Below are 16,017 nucleotides of genomic sequence, written 5' to 3'. Positions count from 1 at the left end.
TTAATTGTTTTCCTCTTTTGCAGATGGATTGCCGGCAGCCTTAATGGTATTCCAAAAACCCTTTGCGATATATTCAGTAAAAACTAATGCGGTTTCGCCGTTAAAATGATCTACGGTTTTTGAAAGCTTGCCCGCCGGTACTAAATAGAAATCCGATGTTAAAAGAAAAACATTTTTATTAGTTTTTGGTAAATTTTTTACAAAACTCTCGTACTCTACAACATAAGGATTTGCAGAAATCCTGTCATAAAGCTCCCTTAACAGCGGAGGACAGCAGATGAAAACCTTAATATTGTTTTTGGCCGTATCGTTAAAGAATAATTGAAGATAGAACTTGTTAAAACCGGAGATGGAGAAATTATTACCTGCCATAAGCTGCAGGTGCCCTTCTTTATCCTCCTTAATAAGGTTTTCATCAGTTTCGTCGTAAATTGAACTTCCTTTGTCTCTTAACAGCTGTGCATACAATTCTTCTTGATTATTATCGTAAAAAGTGCGTAAACCCCCTAAGCCTTTTCTTTCCGTTATGATTTTAGCAACCAATTTCCTTATTTCATATTTATAACGCTGGGAAGGAAGCAAGTGATTGATAACTTTCTTAAAATTACTTATATTTATATGCGCCTTGTTCCAGAAATATGGATTAAAAAATGTGCTGATGGCACCTAAAGGAAAGTTAGTAAATAGTACGTATACAACATCGACGTAGTTGAAGTCTCTGTACCACATATCATAAGTATTCATCATTATTATGTATTTAAGGCTTTTGTTAACTCTAAGCGATTCTTTGAGCAGGAAATATTCGCCTGCCATGGTTGCAGAAGCGGGCAATGAGAGATTAAATGCTGTTAACCCTGTATTTTTCTCTAGCAATGCAGCATTTATTGCAGCCGCACAGGAATCTCCAAAGACCAATACGTCATTATTTATCTTTCCTTTTTTTACTAAATTAAGTTTAGCTTGGACTTTAGCGGTAGTTGGATTTGTTATAAATCTAACTAAAACTCTATCCAATAACAACTCTGTAATAACACAAAGGAATATAAAAAACAAAAGAGTTTTAGGAATTGTTTTTAATGCATTAAAACTGAAAATAGATAAATTCCCTTCCATGGGTTACTCCGAAAATCAGAATTAAATAAAACAGAATATAACAGGCTGTACCCGTAATTACGAAGTTGCTTTTATAGATAACCATTAAATCATTTTTCCAGAACTGGATAGTTTCTATTATAAGCAATACGGAAGTGAAAAATAACAAAGAAGAAAACGTTTGCCACAAGCCGATACCTCTTAAAAAATGAAAGTTGAAAAATATGCTTGTGAGCATATCGTATATCTGCCCGGCTGATTGTGCCCTGAACATCAACCAGCCTAGGCACACAAATTGGAAGAACACGGTTACTTTTACTAAGAACAATAATTTATCAATAAAGTAATTTTTGAACGAAAATGTAAATTTTACCACGTTATCGAATAAGCGGTAGATAATCAAAAGGATTCCCTGGTAAATTCCCCAAATTACGAATGTCCATGCGGCCCCGTGCCATAAACCGCCCAGAAGCATGGTAATAAACAGGTTCTTGTATGTAGCGAAATTACCTTTTCTATTTCCCCCAAGAGATATATAAAGGTAATCTTTCAGCCAAGAGGACAGGCTTATATGCCACCTCTTCCAGAAATCAGAAGGGTTTGTGGCAAAATACGGCAAATTAAAATTAACCATAAGCTCAAAACCCAGACACTTGGCAAGACCCCTGGCCATGTTTGAATACCCGGCAAAATCGCAATAAATCTGGAAAGCAAAAGCATAAAGTCCTAAGACCACCATTACGCCGTTGTATGGAGGTTTTGAGGCAAATACCGGGTCAACCAAAAGAGCGAGGTTATCCGCAACGAATACTTTTTGGAACAGGCCCCAGAAAATAAGGTATATACCTTCGTAAAACTTATCTAGAGTTACTTTCCTTGGATTAACTAATTGGGGTAAAAGGTGCCAGGCCCGCTCGATGGGCCCTGCTACCAATTGAGGAAAGAACATTACATAAAGGGCATAAGTTAAAAAATGCCTTTCTGCTTTCTGTCTGCCCCTGTACACTTCAACAACATAGCTCAGGCTTTGAAATGTATGGAACGATAAGCCTATTGGTAATATAATGTTTAAAATACCAATCGGGTAATTCCATCCGAAAAACTTTGCTATCAACGCAAAATTCCCGTTAAAGAAATTAAAATATTTAAATACGAATAAGACCAGGCAGGTGGAAACTATACTGATTATAAGAAATAACTTTTTTTTACCACCCTTGTCATCTTCTATCCACATTCCGGCAAAATAATCTATAAATATGAGTAAGAACAATATGAGTATGTAGGCAGGAATGAAAGCCATATAAAATATACAGCTTGCAACAAGCAGCATGTGGTTTTGCCACTTGTGATTTAAAATCAGGTATAACGAATAAACGACAGTAAAAAATATTAAGAATTCTACTGTGTTAAATAACATTCAAGCCTCTTTTTTTCTGCAACTTTACAAAAATAGATTCATATAACGAGATTATCTTATCAGGACAAAAATATTCAAAAAGGCGCTCTGATGAGCTTAGCCTGCCTGCTTTAGAGCCCTCGTAAAGCTCTCCTAATAGCGAAGCGATTTCATCAGCTGAAGCGCCAGGGTCAACAACCGTGCCTCCTCCATTTGAAAGGACATCGTTTACTGCTCCTGTTTTTGGAGAAAGAGCAAGGATATGATGGCCTGTCTGAACATAATCTGACAACTTTGATGGAAGAAATATCCCTTCCTTAAGCTGAGCTTCTATAATTAATAATATATCCGAGCCTGACATAGCTTTTAATGAATCTATATAAGAAAGTTGCCCTGTAAATTCAATATTTCCTGCGATTCCGCTGTTTTGGGCAAGTTCTAACAATTTTGCATCATTATCACAAATAATACGGAGTTTTGCACAATCAGACAGATTGTATTTTTTGATAAAAATACTAAAAGCCTTTAAAAATGTATCTATTTTCCTTATCTTATGATCAAGATAACCTGCATAACTTATAATAAAACTTCGTTTATCTCTTGTTTGGCCAGACTTAATATCAAACTTCATTGCAACATGAGGAACTGTCAAACTTTTATCAGATATGTCTTCATCGATATATGCAGCTATATATTTTCCCAATCTATCCGAAGGGAATGTGTGATAATCTGCAGCTAAAGAAACTCTTTTAAGAAATAACTTATGAAAAAAACTTTGCTTTTCTTTTATATAGGGTTCAGGGAAATAAGACGGAGCCGGGTCATTCCAGTTAGCTATCCATGGTGCCCCTGTCTTCCGTGAGAAAAATAGAGCCGGCAAATGTGCAGATTCCGGATTTGCGCGTGAAATGACAAAATCATAAGGTTCTTTATTGTGAAGTTTTAAAGCAAGGGCAATTTCTTTGTCAAGAATGCCTATTCCTTTAAGTATAAAACCGTAACGTACAGAGTTAAACGCGATTTTTGCAATGCCATTCAGCGTTCTTGACATCCCGTTTTTGTAAGGTAATTCGTGGGTATGGTTTTTTAACGGGATCCAAGGTTCATCCCAGCTTGATTCAACTACCGGTTTCCCGATGTTCTGTACATTCCATGTTATTATATCAATATCCCACCCTGCATTAAGCATTACAAGCGCAAGCTTGCGGTTTACCAAGGCCTCGGCCGATATCTCCTTAGCCAAAGGCCTGAACCTGGGTGCAAACATCAGAATTCTGGGACGGATAGAAATATTGTTCATTTATTCCAACTCTATTATTTTTTTCCTACTGTAACCAATAAATACCCCTGTCTGAATGGTTTTAAAAGAATAGACGGTATCATATTCAAGAGTTTTACTGCTATGCTTGAAAAAATAAATGGTTTTATCGGGTAAAGGAAGCTGTTTGATTTTTTTATATCTACAGTAAATTCATTTATTTTTTTCAGGCCGGACACCTCGAACAGCCGGCTTAGGGATTTTTTTGGATCTTCGTATCCCCACGGCCATATTCCATGTTTTTCCTGATACCACTTTCCTATCCTGTAGGTGCATGAATATGCGTTTGGTACAAGTGAGACCACATATTTCCGCGAAATTCTTTTTGATTCCTTCAATATATTGACAATATTTTCATCAGAGAAATGCTCAAGCAAACCGCAGCTCCACACACAGTCAAAGGAATTCTCTTTCAAGGACAATGTTTTAAGAACATCAGCCACTAAAAATGAAGCTTCCAGCCCGGCACACCCGAATACATTTTTACAAAAATCGATAGTATCCGGGCTGTAATCAATAAGTGTTACGGACCTGCCTTTTTTAGCCAACACTCCGGATAAAGTACCGGTTCCACAACCTAACTCAATAACAGAATCACCGGTTTTTGTAAGTTCAAGTATAGGTTTGACCCATTCCGGAGTGTCCCTATGCATTATTTGATCTGAAATTTCATTGCAGGAGACATTGCCAATGATCGCTTTGTGCCAGTGTTTACTGTCAAGCTGTTCGTTCGGCATTTTTGTTATCTCCGGGTTAGAGTTGTATTGCATTTTTCTTAGGAATAACTGCAAGAATCCTATTGATTATTTTAAGCGAATAGGTTTTTCCTAACACTATATATGAAACTATCATACTGAACAGCATGAACGGCGCAAAAAAAATAAACCTGTTTTTGATTGAAAGATTAAGGCTAAACATAGTAAGTAAACTGAGATAAACTATAGAAGAAATCATTAAGAGTAGAGTATGTTTACTGAATATGCTTTTAAGGTACAAGAACATTAGCCCGAAAAGTGCTGCATAAGCTACGGCATAGCCAAGAGCATAAGCCTTTGCACCTCCGATGGCCGCATATTTATATACAAAGCCTACGAATATTAGCCCCCAAGCCAGATTATAGAAAAGCCCTGTCCACATCCTTCCTGATGCAGTTAAGCTGGTTCCTCCCACATTTGCTATTGCCATCAGGCAAATGGCAAAGGTAATTCCAACAAGTACCGGATAACCGGCAGAAAATGACTTGCCGTACAGGCCCATAATAAAATCTCCCAGGAATAGTGTAATTGTGAAGAACGGCAATATTATAGAAATCGTGACTTTTTGGGTAATATCCAGTGTTCCGCAGTTCCCAGGTTTTGAATTCTGTTCGGAAGAGAGAATCGGCAACGCAGCGCTGCAAAATATTGATGGAAGCATAACTATAAAGTTTCTCCACTGGTTAGAAGCATTGACGAGTCCCAGCTCTCCGTAGCCTCCTGGTTGGTTGGCAAGTATTGTGTTGGCTATCCAGAGGACAGGACCCACCAGTGCACCGCCTATGAATGCAGGTAAGGTAAATTTCCAGAGTATTGGAAGTTCATCGAAAATGTTTCCTGTGTCAATAGGTAAATTAGCTTTTTTGCATTCTGATTTGAGAGCTATATGGTTTAGGAACCATCCTACGAAACCCCAGACAACTACACTGGCCACTGCACCGGAAAGACCAAAAAAATATGTGCCGATAATAACGATCGGGCAATAGAGGATCCCTTTTAGAGCGTTTATTTTTGCTATTACCTTAAATGATTCCAGCCCTGAAAGAGCTCCGGTTTGGGTACCGTTAAGAGTGTTAAAAAATAGTAAAAATGTTCCCAGGCGCAGCATAGTGGCGAGCTCCGGAGCATTTAGAACCCGCGAGGAAAGCGGCTCAGCGAAAATAAAAAGCGCTAACGAAATGGCACCCCCGGAAAAAATAGTTATTTTATTGGTAATATCCATAATTCTTGATGCCCTGGAGGGGTCAGTGGACTTAAATTCAGCGACATATTTCAAGGTTGTAAGCCCAAGCCCAAGCCCGGTAAATGTACCAAGCATAGAGATAGTGTTTACGACCATGCCGAATTGTCCGAACAAGGTTTTATCGAGCATACGTGCTATAAGTATGGATGATATCATTCCTAGTAGAAGGGAGACAATCGTGCTTGTAGTCAGCCAGAATGTCCCGCGCATAAACCGGGCATTGGATGTATCTCCGCTCAGTAATTGTTCTTCCTTGTCGTTAATCCAGTTTATTATTGGAATATTCATATATGCTTATTAAATGTTTCCTACTTTCTTGTTATCCAAAAAGAAGTGGGTTCACTGGTGCTTTCTAATTTCAATATAGGGCATTTTTCAGCAAGTTTGTCGAAGTAATGATGCCGTAGATAGTTTAGCGACCCTATTAGCTTAAAATCTGTGTTAAAGGAAAGGAAAGCCTCAAGCAAGTATTGTTCGTTCCAGAAAAAGAATCTACCCAGGCCCCAGTCCGGCAAGTAATCCCTTGGTGTAAAAATATCGTGTATATGCACATAAACACCGTACTTTAATTTTGGTATCACTTCCTGATATTCGAACAGCACGTCTCCCTGGGGCCGTATTATATGAGAAGAGTCAATAAAAAGGATATCGTTTTTCCCAAGCTCTTCAAATATATTTTTCGGAACATTTTCTACTTTGTTTCTTATGAGGTCTATATTGAGCTTTTCAAGCCATGGCTGTTCGTAAGGCTCGATGCAAGTATGCCGGCACTTATAGTTCGTGTTTTCGTCCCTGTTTTTCCTCAATGCGTGGAGGATAAGTAAAGTAGTATTGCCACAGCCGATCTCTATGATGCGGGACGGTTTAAGGAACCTGATCAGGTTGTATAGGTATTCTGCATCACCTGCAAGAAAAGTTCCGTTGTGATAATTAAATTCGTCCATAGAACGTTTTTCCAAGGGAAATGAGGCAAGTTCATTATTGAAATGGAATTTTGAAAGCAAATCCAGCTGTTCCGCGATATTGAAATCTATCCCAGAGAGTTCACGGTCCTTAACCAGCAGAGCTTTGTTGATGCGGTTGTCATTGAAGAGAGGGTCGTAATAGTGATCCCTTATAGGATAAATGCCTATGGTATTGAATATCCAGCGGTTGACCGGGTGCCTCTCAATGCAATACTTGCGCACAAAAAAGAAAAAAAGGCTTGCAAGCGCAACCAGCGGGCTCATAATTAATATAGCGGCATTGGAAGTAATTATCCTATTTATCAGTCTTTTAACTAAGCTCATTTTGCAGGTCTTCCATCTTAAAATAGTTCCTGTAAGCAACTTACCGTACGCTTTTGGCCCGGAATTATCGGTACTGCATAAAAACTACAATTTTCTTCCTACAAAAAGAAGGTTATAAGTAAAATGTTTATCTAAGTAGTTGCGGTTATCTTCAATATCGCCTGAAAAATCCAATTTTTCTAATTTTAAAAGAGTTGAAGGATTAGATCCTTTATGGTTTATTTTAAATAGTTTGTTGAAAAATCCTTTGATATTTCCCAAAATCCAATAATTAAAATCTTTTGACAGAGTATCTACGCAATCAAGCTCAAGTATTTCGATATTACATTTTTTTGCGTAATTGGCCAGCTCGGAATGTAAAAAAGCTTCTTCATAGAAAAATTCTGGAAACAGGTTTAAGAGTTTTCTTATGGAAAATGGTATCTGATAGAAAATGCCCAAATAATTAGGGACACTAAAAAAAAGGATACCCCCTTTGCGTAAAAGCTTTACATTGGCTTCAAAGGCTGATTTCCTGTTTTCGCCTGAAAAGTGCTCCAGTGTCCCAAAAGAACAGACTAAATCATATTTTTCATTTAGACTTGGATCGATCTGCAGCAAATCCCCGACTATAGAATTAGGCTTTAATCCAATCAAATTAAAGGCTTTTTCTGCATTTTTAATGGTAGATTCATTATAGTCGAATATTGCCACATCATTGCCGGTTAAGCCTAAAAGCATGCTGAACTTTCCGTATCCGCAGCCTAACTCAATGGTTCTGGCAGGCTTTGAAAAATCAAGGCGGCTTTTCCAAAACAAAAATCTTTTCCAAAGTATACTTTTAGAAATACCGTTTATCCATGTGACGATTTGATCTAGGCTTGCTTCACTTGTCCCCCAGCTATTCGACATCTTTTTATTTATTATATCCATTATTAAAACCAAGTACAGATTAATTAGGTATTAAATTGTCAGCTTTGTTTGCATAGATTACACCAACCACCAACCCTGTTAAAAACCAAAATGGTTCCATTATGCGCACTATAATAAAAGTGTTAACTGCCACAGATTGCATTAATAATGCCGTTAAGGCGCCCATAAGGCCGAGTGCTAAACCTTGATCGATCTTTGAAATTGAATTTTTGAGAATGTGCCATGAAGTTGTATATATGGTGAACAATACATATACAAAGGTGAAGAATCCAACTAAGCCTATTTCTCCAAGGAACAAAGGGAATTGTGTATCTACAAGACCTACACCGGTAACTCCATGTCCGAAGAACGGCCTTCTTGGCAGCCATTCTTCAAAGCAACGTTCCCAATTTAATACCCTTGCGTTTGCTGATCCTTCAAGTTTTATCTTACGGCCTCCGACTTGATAAGTTCCAGCAAAACTATCTTCGCCTTTAAATGTATAAGCTAACCGTTCTTTCAAAGGTTGATAAACTTCGGGCATTATTATAGGAAAGAGCATTATACCGAGACTGAAAATAATCAATAGCTTAAGCTTCTTTTGGGGCGATAGAACTAATATAGTGATTAACATTAAGGCAAAACCGAAAATGCTAGCGCGTGAAAGCGTAAGCATAAGCGGCGGTATTAAAAATATAAATAATGCCAGGTAAAAGTATGTTTTTCTTTGCATGGTGATAAACATGCTTATTATTACAGCCATTACTATAAGAAGATATCCACCCAGGCTTGCAGGTTCTCCGCTGGGGTTGCTCAAATCTGTTGGTGCATCAAACGGAGCATACACCCTTTCTGAAAGTGACATCAAACTATATGCATATAATGCTACAATTATGCATGTAATAAGGGCAGCTATCAAATAACGAGGAATATCCTTAGTTGAAGTAATGATATTTGCAGTAATCCAGTATAAAACAAAATACTCAAAATATTTTAATACATAAAATATAGCTCTAAAAAGGTTTATTTCACCTCTAAATACTCCAAGAATTGTGCTGAAAAAATATATTGAAAATAGTAATAATAATGGAAAATCAAGAGGTGTTTTAACAAAGCCTTTCCAGTCTTTATCAAATGAAATATGAGCAAGCCATGCCAAAAACACTGTTATTAAAAGTAAATCATCTACCCGTAAAACAACATTTCGTCCAGGCATTGAAACTAATTTTATCTCAGGTGAAAGGAGCATGGAAAAAACGAGGATAATAAGCCCATCTGCGGGTTTTCTGAAGGTTATCATGGCAATTGCCATGGCTCCCACAATGCCGCCGATAAGGGTCGGGTGTGCAGTAAAATATTTGCCGATAAATATGGAAAGAATAACTAAGATGATGATAATGATGTATTCAAAGTTTGGCTTCATAAAGTTTAGTCCCTAAACTTGATTACGGTAATACAAGCAAAATACTGATTAGAGGCTTTTGCCTAGTCCGGCAACAGCCTCAGTTTATAATGATAAACCAACATCTGATTACATTGATAAAACGTAAATAATGATTTTGATAATTTTTGACGTAGCCCTGTAATCTTGTTGGTAATCACTGTAATCAAAACTGGCTATACCAATTTTAGTTTCTTGAATACTTTTATGTTGTAATAATTATCATTATCATAATCGTCAAACAGGTCCTTATGTTCGTAGAGATCTATAATGGTATCTTTTATGGAATACTCAGGCTGGAAACTTAAGAGGGTTTTCGCTTTTTCTATAGCGACTTTGTAATTCCGCACATCGGGCAGGTTGTTTATTCTTATGGAAATGCCTTTACCGGTCAATTCCTCTATTTCATTTTTTACATAATCTCCGACCTGGCCTACTGTGAAGTTCCCAGAGGTCATATTAAAGATTCCGTTTACGGCCTGATTAGCCTGAATCGCCCGTATAATACCTGTAACAGCATCCCTCATGTCGTAAATAGGCCTCCAGATAGAAGGGTTGTTGATGAATATTTTTTGCTCGGCCATGGCGGTTTTGAACATAGTATTTACTATGAGATCAAGCCTCATCCTGGGGCTGTACCCGCAGATCGTGCCCTGGCGGAGCGAGATAACGGAAAAATCAGGGCAGTTTAATTGAAGGATACCTTGTTCACCCTGAAGTTTCGATATGCCGTAAGGATAACTGCATATAGGCGATGAATTTTCATCATAAAACTGGTCAATCGTATAACCGTAAACTGAACAGGTGGAACCGTATATAAACCTTTTGACTTTTGCCTTTCTTGCTTCATAAGCCAGGAATGACGGCAATGCTGCGTTATATATGAAATTTTTTACCGGGCTGTACTCTGCCATGGGATCATTTGAAAGGCCTGCCAAAAAGATTATCTGGTCATAACCTTTTAAGTCTTTTGACGTGCATTCAAGGATATCCTTTTGTATTAATTGAATGTTTTTGGGCAGGTGTTTGCCGAACCATAAAAGGTCGATGACTGTAACTTCATACCCGTGTTCTATTAAAACGGGAACTAAAGCTGAGCCGATATACCCGCCGCCGCCTGCGACTAAAATTTTCATAAGAACCCCGCTTACAGTGATTTTAAAGGATGATTACGGTGATACGGCAATAATCTGATCACAATTATTGATTCTACGTATTTGGCAACTCTTATTTCCAAAAATTATCAATAATCCTATCGTTTACATTTTATGTAAATAAAATTGTCAGATTTCGGGTCTTTCTGCCAGGTTCTTAAGGAATAACTGTTTTTATCCTTGTCGGTTACTAACAACTTCCCGTTTATTAAAGACTCGAATTCTTTTTTTAATCCCGGATCGCACAAAGACCAATCCAGATGTTTTGAAAGCGGCGATATACCGGCTTCATTGCCTGGGCTGTATTCACTTGTACAAAAATACTCGATTATTGTATTTTCAGTAAAAAAGTTTCCATGTGCAAAACCTTCCGGGACCCAGATAAACCGGTTAAAATCAAGGGCGTCTTTTGCAGGCATATCATACATGATGATCTTTCCGAAGGTCGGAGAGCCTTTCCTTATATCAAGGATAATATCTACCATTCTTCCTGTAATTGTCCGGATCAGTTTCCCCATGCAAGGGTCCCATTGGAAATGCAGCCCTCTGACAGTACCCGGTCTTGAAAAACTTTCATTGCATTGGAAAAACTCCATTTCTTTAAGGAAAGACAGTTCCTGTCTTTTATTGAAGTCGCTTTTACGGAATACCTCACTGAAATACCCACGCTCGTCAAGATACCTTCCGAACGTGATAACCTTTACTTCGGGCAGTTTAAGTTCTTCTACGCTGATGATTTTCATTTTAAATGCCTCAGTTTATTTCAGCCAGGCGGACGGCAAGTTCTTTTCTATTTCTATATTTTTAAACTTTTTGCTTTGTTTTGCCCCGGCTTTTTTTGCCCAGCCGGCCATCCTTCTTATCCCCTCGGAAAGGCTGACCCTGTTTCTCAAAGAGAAATATTTTGAAACCTTCCTGTGGTCAGAATAGGCATGAATTACTTCATTTCTTGCAGGAAAATATGTTATTTCAGGTTTTATTCCCATTTCCCTGCTTACAGCTTTTGTCAACTGGTTTATAGTGTAAGGTTTGTCAGCCCCTATGTTAAAGACCTGATTGTAGGCTTTTTTTACTAAAGGCGACTTAGCAATGACAGGAGCTACATCGCCGATATATGAAAAAGCCCTGGTCTGTTTTCCGTTGCCGAAAACTGAAAGGGGCTTGTTTTGCATCAGCTGGTTCATGAATATCCCTATAACGTTCCGGTATTTGTCGCCGATATTCTGTTTTTCCCCGTAAACATTATGCGGACGGAAAATTATGTAATCAAGCCCGAAAATCTCATGCGAGGTTTTTAATTCCAGTTCAACGGCATATTTTGATATGCCGTAGGAGTCTTCCGGCAAGGGCTGCATAGCTTCTCTCATCGGGAGCTGATTTTTACCGTAAACGGCGATAGATGAAGTAAATACGAAACATTTAACCCCGTGATTCACAGATGCATTGATGAGGTTTATGCTTCCTATCAGGTTATTTTCATAATTGAATTTTTTGATGAAATGGCTTAAACCTTCAGCTGCATAAGCGGCCAGATGGTACACATAGGAAAACCTGTATTTTTTAAAAAGTTTGTTTATAAGTCCAACATTATTAACCGAGCCTTTTATGAACTTTGCTTTTGGGTTGAGGTTTTCCCTGAAACCGCCGCTCAGGTCGTCAAGCGTTACAACCTCAAACCCTAATTTAAGAGCTTCGTCAACTACATGGGAACCCATAAATCCGGCTCCTCCAGTAACCAATACTTTCATTATTTAATCTCCGGTAATATAATATTTATACGTTTTATGCGGGATTGTTTGGTTTTTTAATGTTCCCATTTATATTTTGAATATTTTTATCGTCAATTTCGCCTTTTGCGTAATATTTATACGAATAATAATATCCGTAACCGTAATAAGAGCCCATTTCTGATGTCTTGACATTGTTTAAAACCACACCAATTATCGGTGCTTTTACATTGGCAAGCTGGTCCTTTGCCCGTTTTAAGGCTCTCCTTGCCATTCTGCCGACCTGATAGACCAGGATATTACCATCGGTATGAGTGCCTATTATCAAAGCATCCGCAAAAAGGAGCACAGGCGGGCAGTCCAGGATGACCAGGTCATAGGTTTGGGCAAGTTCTTTGATCATAGATTTAGTTTTCGGCGAGTTTAAAAGGTCTATAGGGTTTGAAACCATAGGCCCTGATGTTATCAGCGAAAGATTTTCAATTCCCGGTATTTTCAATATTTTTTCCATACCCAGGTCTCCAAGAAGAAAATCCGTGGTAGTTTTTACGACCTCAGGCCAGTTTTTGTTGCCGACTATACAGTCTGAAAATCCCGGGGTACGGGGCAAACCAAAAACCCAGTGTATGGAAGGCCTTCTTAAGTCAGTTTCCATCACGAGGGTCTTTATACCGGATTGAGCTGCTGCAATAGCAAAGTTCACGGCAGTTAAGGTCTTTCCTTCGCTGATACCGGCGCTGGTAAAGGCAAGGATCTTTCCGTTTTCCTTTAGAAAGGTCAGTTTAAGGTTTGTCCGCAGAGTATGATAAGATTCTACGAACGGCGATTTTGAGGAATGATAGGCAATGAGCTTTCCCCGCAGGTAGTCGGTCCTTTCGTGGCGACCTCTTTCCTTAATGAACAACGATTTTATACTGGAATCAACTTCTACATGAGGTATGATCCCAAGTACCGGAAGATCCAGGAATTTTTCAACGTCTTCTATAGTGCCGATAGAAGTGTCGAGGTTTTCAATTATTAATGCAAAGATAAACCCAAGAAAAATGCCGAGGAAGGCGCCGACTGTTATGTTCAGACGTTTATTCGGGCTGATAGGAGAGGTCGGTTCAACAGCAGGTGTTACCACAAAGGCGTTCTGGACCCTGTCCGCTTCCGATATCTGTGCTTCTTTGTATCGTTTTGCAAGCAGCGTATAAAGCTGTTCATTGATAGCAAGTTCCCTGGATAACCTTGCATATTCAAGCTCATTTGCAGGCAGTGATTTCATCTGTTCTTTTGTTTCCTCTAGCTGCTGGGTTATAAGCTTAATTTCAGGGTGTTCTTCGGTATACTTTTCGGACAGTTCGCTTTTTCTTGTTTCAAGACTGATAAGCCTCGAAGACAAGTAGCTGCCAAGCCCTTTTGTTTTCGATTTTTCGGTATAAACTTTAAGGGTATCTTCAGAATTTTTCAGTTTTTCCTGCGCTTCCTTCATTTGAACTTCAATGAACTCTCTTAATTCTTTGGCACGCCTGCTTTTATCTTCTATGCCTTTTTCTATATAAACTTCTGCGGTAGCATTTGCGATTTTTACAGTTTCCTGAGGGTTTGAGGAAGTTACATTGATGATTATCAGGTTGGTGTCTCCTATTTTATCGGCATTAACTTTTGCCTGTATGCTCCCGATTATTGCCTGCCTGGTATTTTCAGGGGTATTATCGTTTATTAGCCCGAGTTTACGTGCTGTTCTTTCTGACATTATGGAACTTTTAATTATTTTTACTTCTGTGGTCAACGCAGTATACATATCCCAACCGGATTGGTCGCCTACTCCGCGAGTTGACGGCGGTTCTACTTTCACAGTGGTTGAAGCCTGGTAGATCGGAATCTGCAAATTTGTAAATACGATCACAGAACCTAAAACTGCCAGGGCAGTAAATATTATTATCAATTTGCGTTTCTTTAAGATGCGCAAATAATCAGTAAAATTTAATTCATACTGAGCCATAAGAACCTCTTTAATGCAAAATTAACAGTTAGCATCTATCAATGTAAAGTTTTTATAATTTTGCAATGTTAATTGCTAAATTTGAACTTTGCAATTATTAGTTGGTTACACTTTCCCGCCGAGAGCTATAACCAGTGCGATCAAAGTCATCCAGGGCAATATGTTATTTATAAACCAGTTTGCTTTTACTATGTTTAATCTCGGTATATAGACCGTATCTCCGGTTTTAAGCACAACGTCGTCCGCCTTTCCGGATAGTATTTTTTTTAAATTAACTTTAATAACATTTTTAATTTGTACAGGTTTTCCTGATTCATCCGTAATTGATTCATTGCGTATTATCCTGATATCAGCTATCCCTGCGGTTTCGCCGAAGCCGTGCGCCGTAGAGATAAGCTCAGTGAGGGTCATGTTGTTTTTGTATTCGTAATACCCGGGAGAGGAAACATCTCCGAGCAGCGACACTTTTTCGCTTCCTCTGGGTACTTCTATTATGTCGCCCGGCTCAAGAAGAAAATCTTTTGAAAAATCCCCGCTTTTGAGTACCTCTTCAATGTTGACCACGAAAGTTTGTTTTTTATTTGAAGGGCCGCGGTAAACCTTGATTTCTGAACGGTTTGCATCGGTATTAAAACCTCCCAGGGAAGAAATGAATTCCATAAGGCGCATGTTTTCTTTGTAGTCGAACGTGCCCAGCGAATGGACCTCTCCTGTAACGAATATCTGCCTTCTTGAGAACTTTCTTACAGAGATAGTAACCTTCGGGTTTGAAAGGTATTTGGAAAAAGACTTTGTAAGCAATGTCTGCAATTGTTCTGTAGTTAAACCCTTTGCTTTTAACGTCCCCACAAGAGGCAGGTTTATCTGGCCGTCAGGCTGGACTACAACCTCCCTGGTAAGTTCTTCTGCAGGGAAAATAGTCACTCCGAGCACATCCCCTGTTTCTATCCTGTAATTAGGGATGGTTTGATTTTTTTGCGTGGATGTTTTTTGTCCTGGTGTTACAAGAGCTGAAACGGCTGGAACTTGTACCGCGGGCAGGGTTTCGGTTTGTTCGCTTTTATCTTTTTGTGCTATTATAAGCCAAGTATTATTTTCATATTTAATATTGTAGGGCCTTTCATTCCTGAAATCTGCTATTACCCGCACTATTTTATCAGGTTTTTCTTCAAATTGCCCGGACAATATACGAGAGAAAACCCCTGATTTGATTTCTATATCCTTTGATCCTTCAGGGATATTATCATCGGCAGCATAAAGATCGAAGATCAATTTGGGCCGTTTTTTGGGGTCAGGGTCCCGCAGCAGGAAATAATTAGAGCGAGTGACATTATCAACAGAAATCAATATTTCAGACGTTTTAGGTGTTTCATTTACCGTGATATTGTTTACCGAACCTGTTCTCCCTGCCTGTTCTTTTGGTTTGGAAGATTGAGGAGTTTGTGTTTTTTTTATTTCATTATTAAGAGGAGTTAAATCTATCTTTGAGCCCTCATATTTTTTCTGCAGGCGCAGCAGTATATAATAGCGGTCATTGTCATTCAGTTTGTTCTGGTTAGAGATTTTCTGGTAGTACTTCAGGTCGTTTTGAAGAGTATTACTGTTTAGTTGTTCACCATAGAGAGGGCCTAAGGATAAAAATATTATTAAAACCATTACCCAGTAGCATAGGATTCTCCATTTTGGTAAAGCTACTGATGAGAAAAGGCAATTTTTAAACACTA

14 protein-coding genes are annotated in these 16,017 nt (G+C 38.5%); 1 reads left to right on the top strand and 13 read right to left on the bottom strand.

All coding sequences use genetic code 11. From position 1 onward, the window contains the following. From LHV68_03680 to LHV68_03645, 8 genes are all read right to left on the bottom strand, one after another. A complete protein-coding gene (locus LHV68_03680; protein MCB4790968.1) occupies nucleotides 1-1,113 on the bottom strand; it encodes a DUF1574 domain-containing protein in 1,113 nt (370 codons plus the stop codon). After that, nucleotides 1,082-2,509: an MBOAT family protein gene (locus LHV68_03675; GenBank protein ID MCB4790967.1), complete on the bottom strand. Its 1,428-nt coding sequence runs from the start codon at nucleotides 2,507-2,509 to the stop codon at nucleotides 1,082-1,084. The genes LHV68_03680 and LHV68_03675 overlap by 32 nt, the downstream gene beginning before the upstream one ends. Next, nucleotides 2,499-3,788, bottom strand: coding sequence for a hypothetical protein (locus tag LHV68_03670; GenBank protein ID MCB4790966.1), 1,290 nt, complete (start codon nucleotides 3,786-3,788; stop codon nucleotides 2,499-2,501). Before LHV68_03670 ends, LHV68_03675 begins: the two co-directional genes overlap by 11 nt. Before the next feature lie 14 nt (nucleotides 3,789-3,802). Next, a complete protein-coding gene (locus tag LHV68_03665; protein MCB4790965.1) occupies nucleotides 3,803-4,576 on the bottom strand; it encodes a class I SAM-dependent methyltransferase in 774 nt (257 codons plus the stop codon). After that, nucleotides 4,560-6,092: an oligosaccharide flippase family protein gene (locus LHV68_03660; protein MCB4790964.1), complete on the bottom strand. Its 1,533-nt coding sequence runs from the start codon at nucleotides 6,090-6,092 to the stop codon at nucleotides 4,560-4,562. Before LHV68_03660 ends, LHV68_03665 begins: the two co-directional genes overlap by 17 nt. Before the next feature lie 20 nt (nucleotides 6,093-6,112). After that, on the bottom strand, nucleotides 6,113-7,093 hold the full coding sequence (locus LHV68_03655; GenBank protein MCB4790963.1) for a class I SAM-dependent methyltransferase: 981 nt from the start codon (nucleotides 7,091-7,093) through the stop codon (nucleotides 6,113-6,115). A gap of 84 nt (nucleotides 7,094-7,177) precedes the next feature. Then, complete coding sequence (locus LHV68_03650; protein MCB4790962.1) at nucleotides 7,178-8,005, bottom strand: class I SAM-dependent methyltransferase; 828 nt, start codon at nucleotides 8,003-8,005, stop codon at nucleotides 7,178-7,180. A gap of 19 nt (nucleotides 8,006-8,024) precedes the next feature. Further along, nucleotides 8,025-9,296 carry an O-antigen ligase family protein gene (locus LHV68_03645; protein MCB4790961.1) on the bottom strand — a complete coding sequence of 424 codons (1,272 nt, stop codon included), beginning with the start codon at nucleotides 9,294-9,296 and terminating at the stop codon, nucleotides 8,025-8,027. Between LHV68_03645 and LHV68_03640 the strand changes: the two genes are divergently transcribed. Beyond that, nucleotides 9,283-9,423 (top strand): hypothetical protein, encoded by a 141-nt coding sequence (locus LHV68_03640; protein ID MCB4790960.1) that lies wholly within the window; start codon nucleotides 9,283-9,285, stop codon nucleotides 9,421-9,423. The genes LHV68_03645 and LHV68_03640 overlap by 14 nt on opposite strands. Nucleotides 9,424-9,601: 178 nt before the next feature. Here the strand turns inward: LHV68_03640 and LHV68_03635 are convergent, their stop codons facing one another. The 5 genes from LHV68_03635 to LHV68_03615 all read right to left on the bottom strand — a co-directional run bounded on the left by LHV68_03635 (nucleotide 9,602) and on the right by LHV68_03615 (nucleotide 16,015). Continuing rightward, on the bottom strand, nucleotides 9,602-10,561 hold the full coding sequence (locus LHV68_03635; protein MCB4790959.1) for an NAD(P)-dependent oxidoreductase: 960 nt from the start codon (nucleotides 10,559-10,561) through the stop codon (nucleotides 9,602-9,604). Between the two features lie 116 nt (nucleotides 10,562-10,677). Continuing rightward, nucleotides 10,678-11,322, bottom strand: a complete 645-nt coding sequence (locus LHV68_03630) for a dTDP-4-dehydrorhamnose 3,5-epimerase family protein (protein MCB4790958.1) — start codon at nucleotides 11,320-11,322, stop codon at nucleotides 10,678-10,680. Nucleotides 11,323-11,337: 15 nt separating this feature from the next. After that, nucleotides 11,338-12,327, bottom strand: a complete 990-nt coding sequence (locus tag LHV68_03625) for an NAD-dependent epimerase/dehydratase family protein (protein ID MCB4790957.1) — start codon at nucleotides 12,325-12,327, stop codon at nucleotides 11,338-11,340. Nucleotides 12,328-12,361: 34 nt separating this feature from the next. Beyond that, nucleotides 12,362-14,293: a polysaccharide biosynthesis tyrosine autokinase gene (locus LHV68_03620; GenBank protein ID MCB4790956.1), complete on the bottom strand. Its 1,932-nt coding sequence runs from the start codon at nucleotides 14,291-14,293 to the stop codon at nucleotides 12,362-12,364. A gap of 105 nt (nucleotides 14,294-14,398) precedes the next feature. Next, on the bottom strand, nucleotides 14,399-16,015 hold the full coding sequence (locus tag LHV68_03615; protein ID MCB4790955.1) for a polysaccharide biosynthesis/export family protein: 1,617 nt from the start codon (nucleotides 16,013-16,015) through the stop codon (nucleotides 14,399-14,401). Nucleotides 16,016-16,017: the final 2 nt, after the last annotated feature.

Source organism: Candidatus Liberimonas magnetica (genome assembly GCA_020523885.1).
Lineage (GTDB): Bacteria > Elusimicrobiota > Endomicrobiia > Endomicrobiales > JAFGIL01 > Liberimonas > Liberimonas magnetica.
This window is presented reverse-complemented; position numbering and strand designations above follow the sequence as displayed.

Excerpts from the sequence above, each read along its gene's own strand:
- LHV68_03645 (MCB4790961.1), bottom strand. The coding sequence starts at position 9,296 with ATGGCAATTGCCATGATAACCTTCAGAAAACCCGCAGATGGGCTTATT.
- LHV68_03675 (MCB4790967.1), bottom strand. The coding sequence starts at position 2,509 with ATGTTATTTAACACAGTAGAATTCTTAATATTTTTTACTGTCGTTTAT.
- LHV68_03640 (MCB4790960.1), top strand. The coding sequence starts at position 9,283 with ATGGCAATTGCCATGGCTCCCACAATGCCGCCGATAAGGGTCGGGTGT.
- LHV68_03670 (MCB4790966.1), bottom strand. The coding sequence starts at position 3,788 with ATGAACAATATTTCTATCCGTCCCAGAATTCTGATGTTTGCACCCAGG.
- LHV68_03650 (MCB4790962.1), bottom strand. The coding sequence starts at position 8,005 with ATGGATATAATAAATAAAAAGATGTCGAATAGCTGGGGGACAAGTGAA.
- LHV68_03680 (MCB4790968.1), bottom strand. The coding sequence starts at position 1,113 with ATGGAAGGGAATTTATCTATTTTCAGTTTTAATGCATTAAAAACAATT.
- LHV68_03630 (MCB4790958.1), bottom strand. The coding sequence starts at position 11,322 with ATGAAAATCATCAGCGTAGAAGAACTTAAACTGCCCGAAGTAAAGGTT.
- LHV68_03635 (MCB4790959.1), bottom strand. The coding sequence starts at position 10,561 with ATGAAAATTTTAGTCGCAGGCGGCGGCGGGTATATCGGCTCAGCTTTA.
- LHV68_03655 (MCB4790963.1), bottom strand. The coding sequence starts at position 7,093 with ATGAGCTTAGTTAAAAGACTGATAAATAGGATAATTACTTCCAATGCC.
- LHV68_03665 (MCB4790965.1), bottom strand. The coding sequence starts at position 4,576 with ATGCAATACAACTCTAACCCGGAGATAACAAAAATGCCGAACGAACAG.
- LHV68_03625 (MCB4790957.1), bottom strand. The coding sequence starts at position 12,327 with ATGAAAGTATTGGTTACTGGAGGAGCCGGATTTATGGGTTCCCATGTA.
- LHV68_03660 (MCB4790964.1), bottom strand. The coding sequence starts at position 6,092 with ATGAATATTCCAATAATAAACTGGATTAACGACAAGGAAGAACAATTA.
- LHV68_03620 (MCB4790956.1), bottom strand. The coding sequence starts at position 14,293 with ATGGCTCAGTATGAATTAAATTTTACTGATTATTTGCGCATCTTAAAG.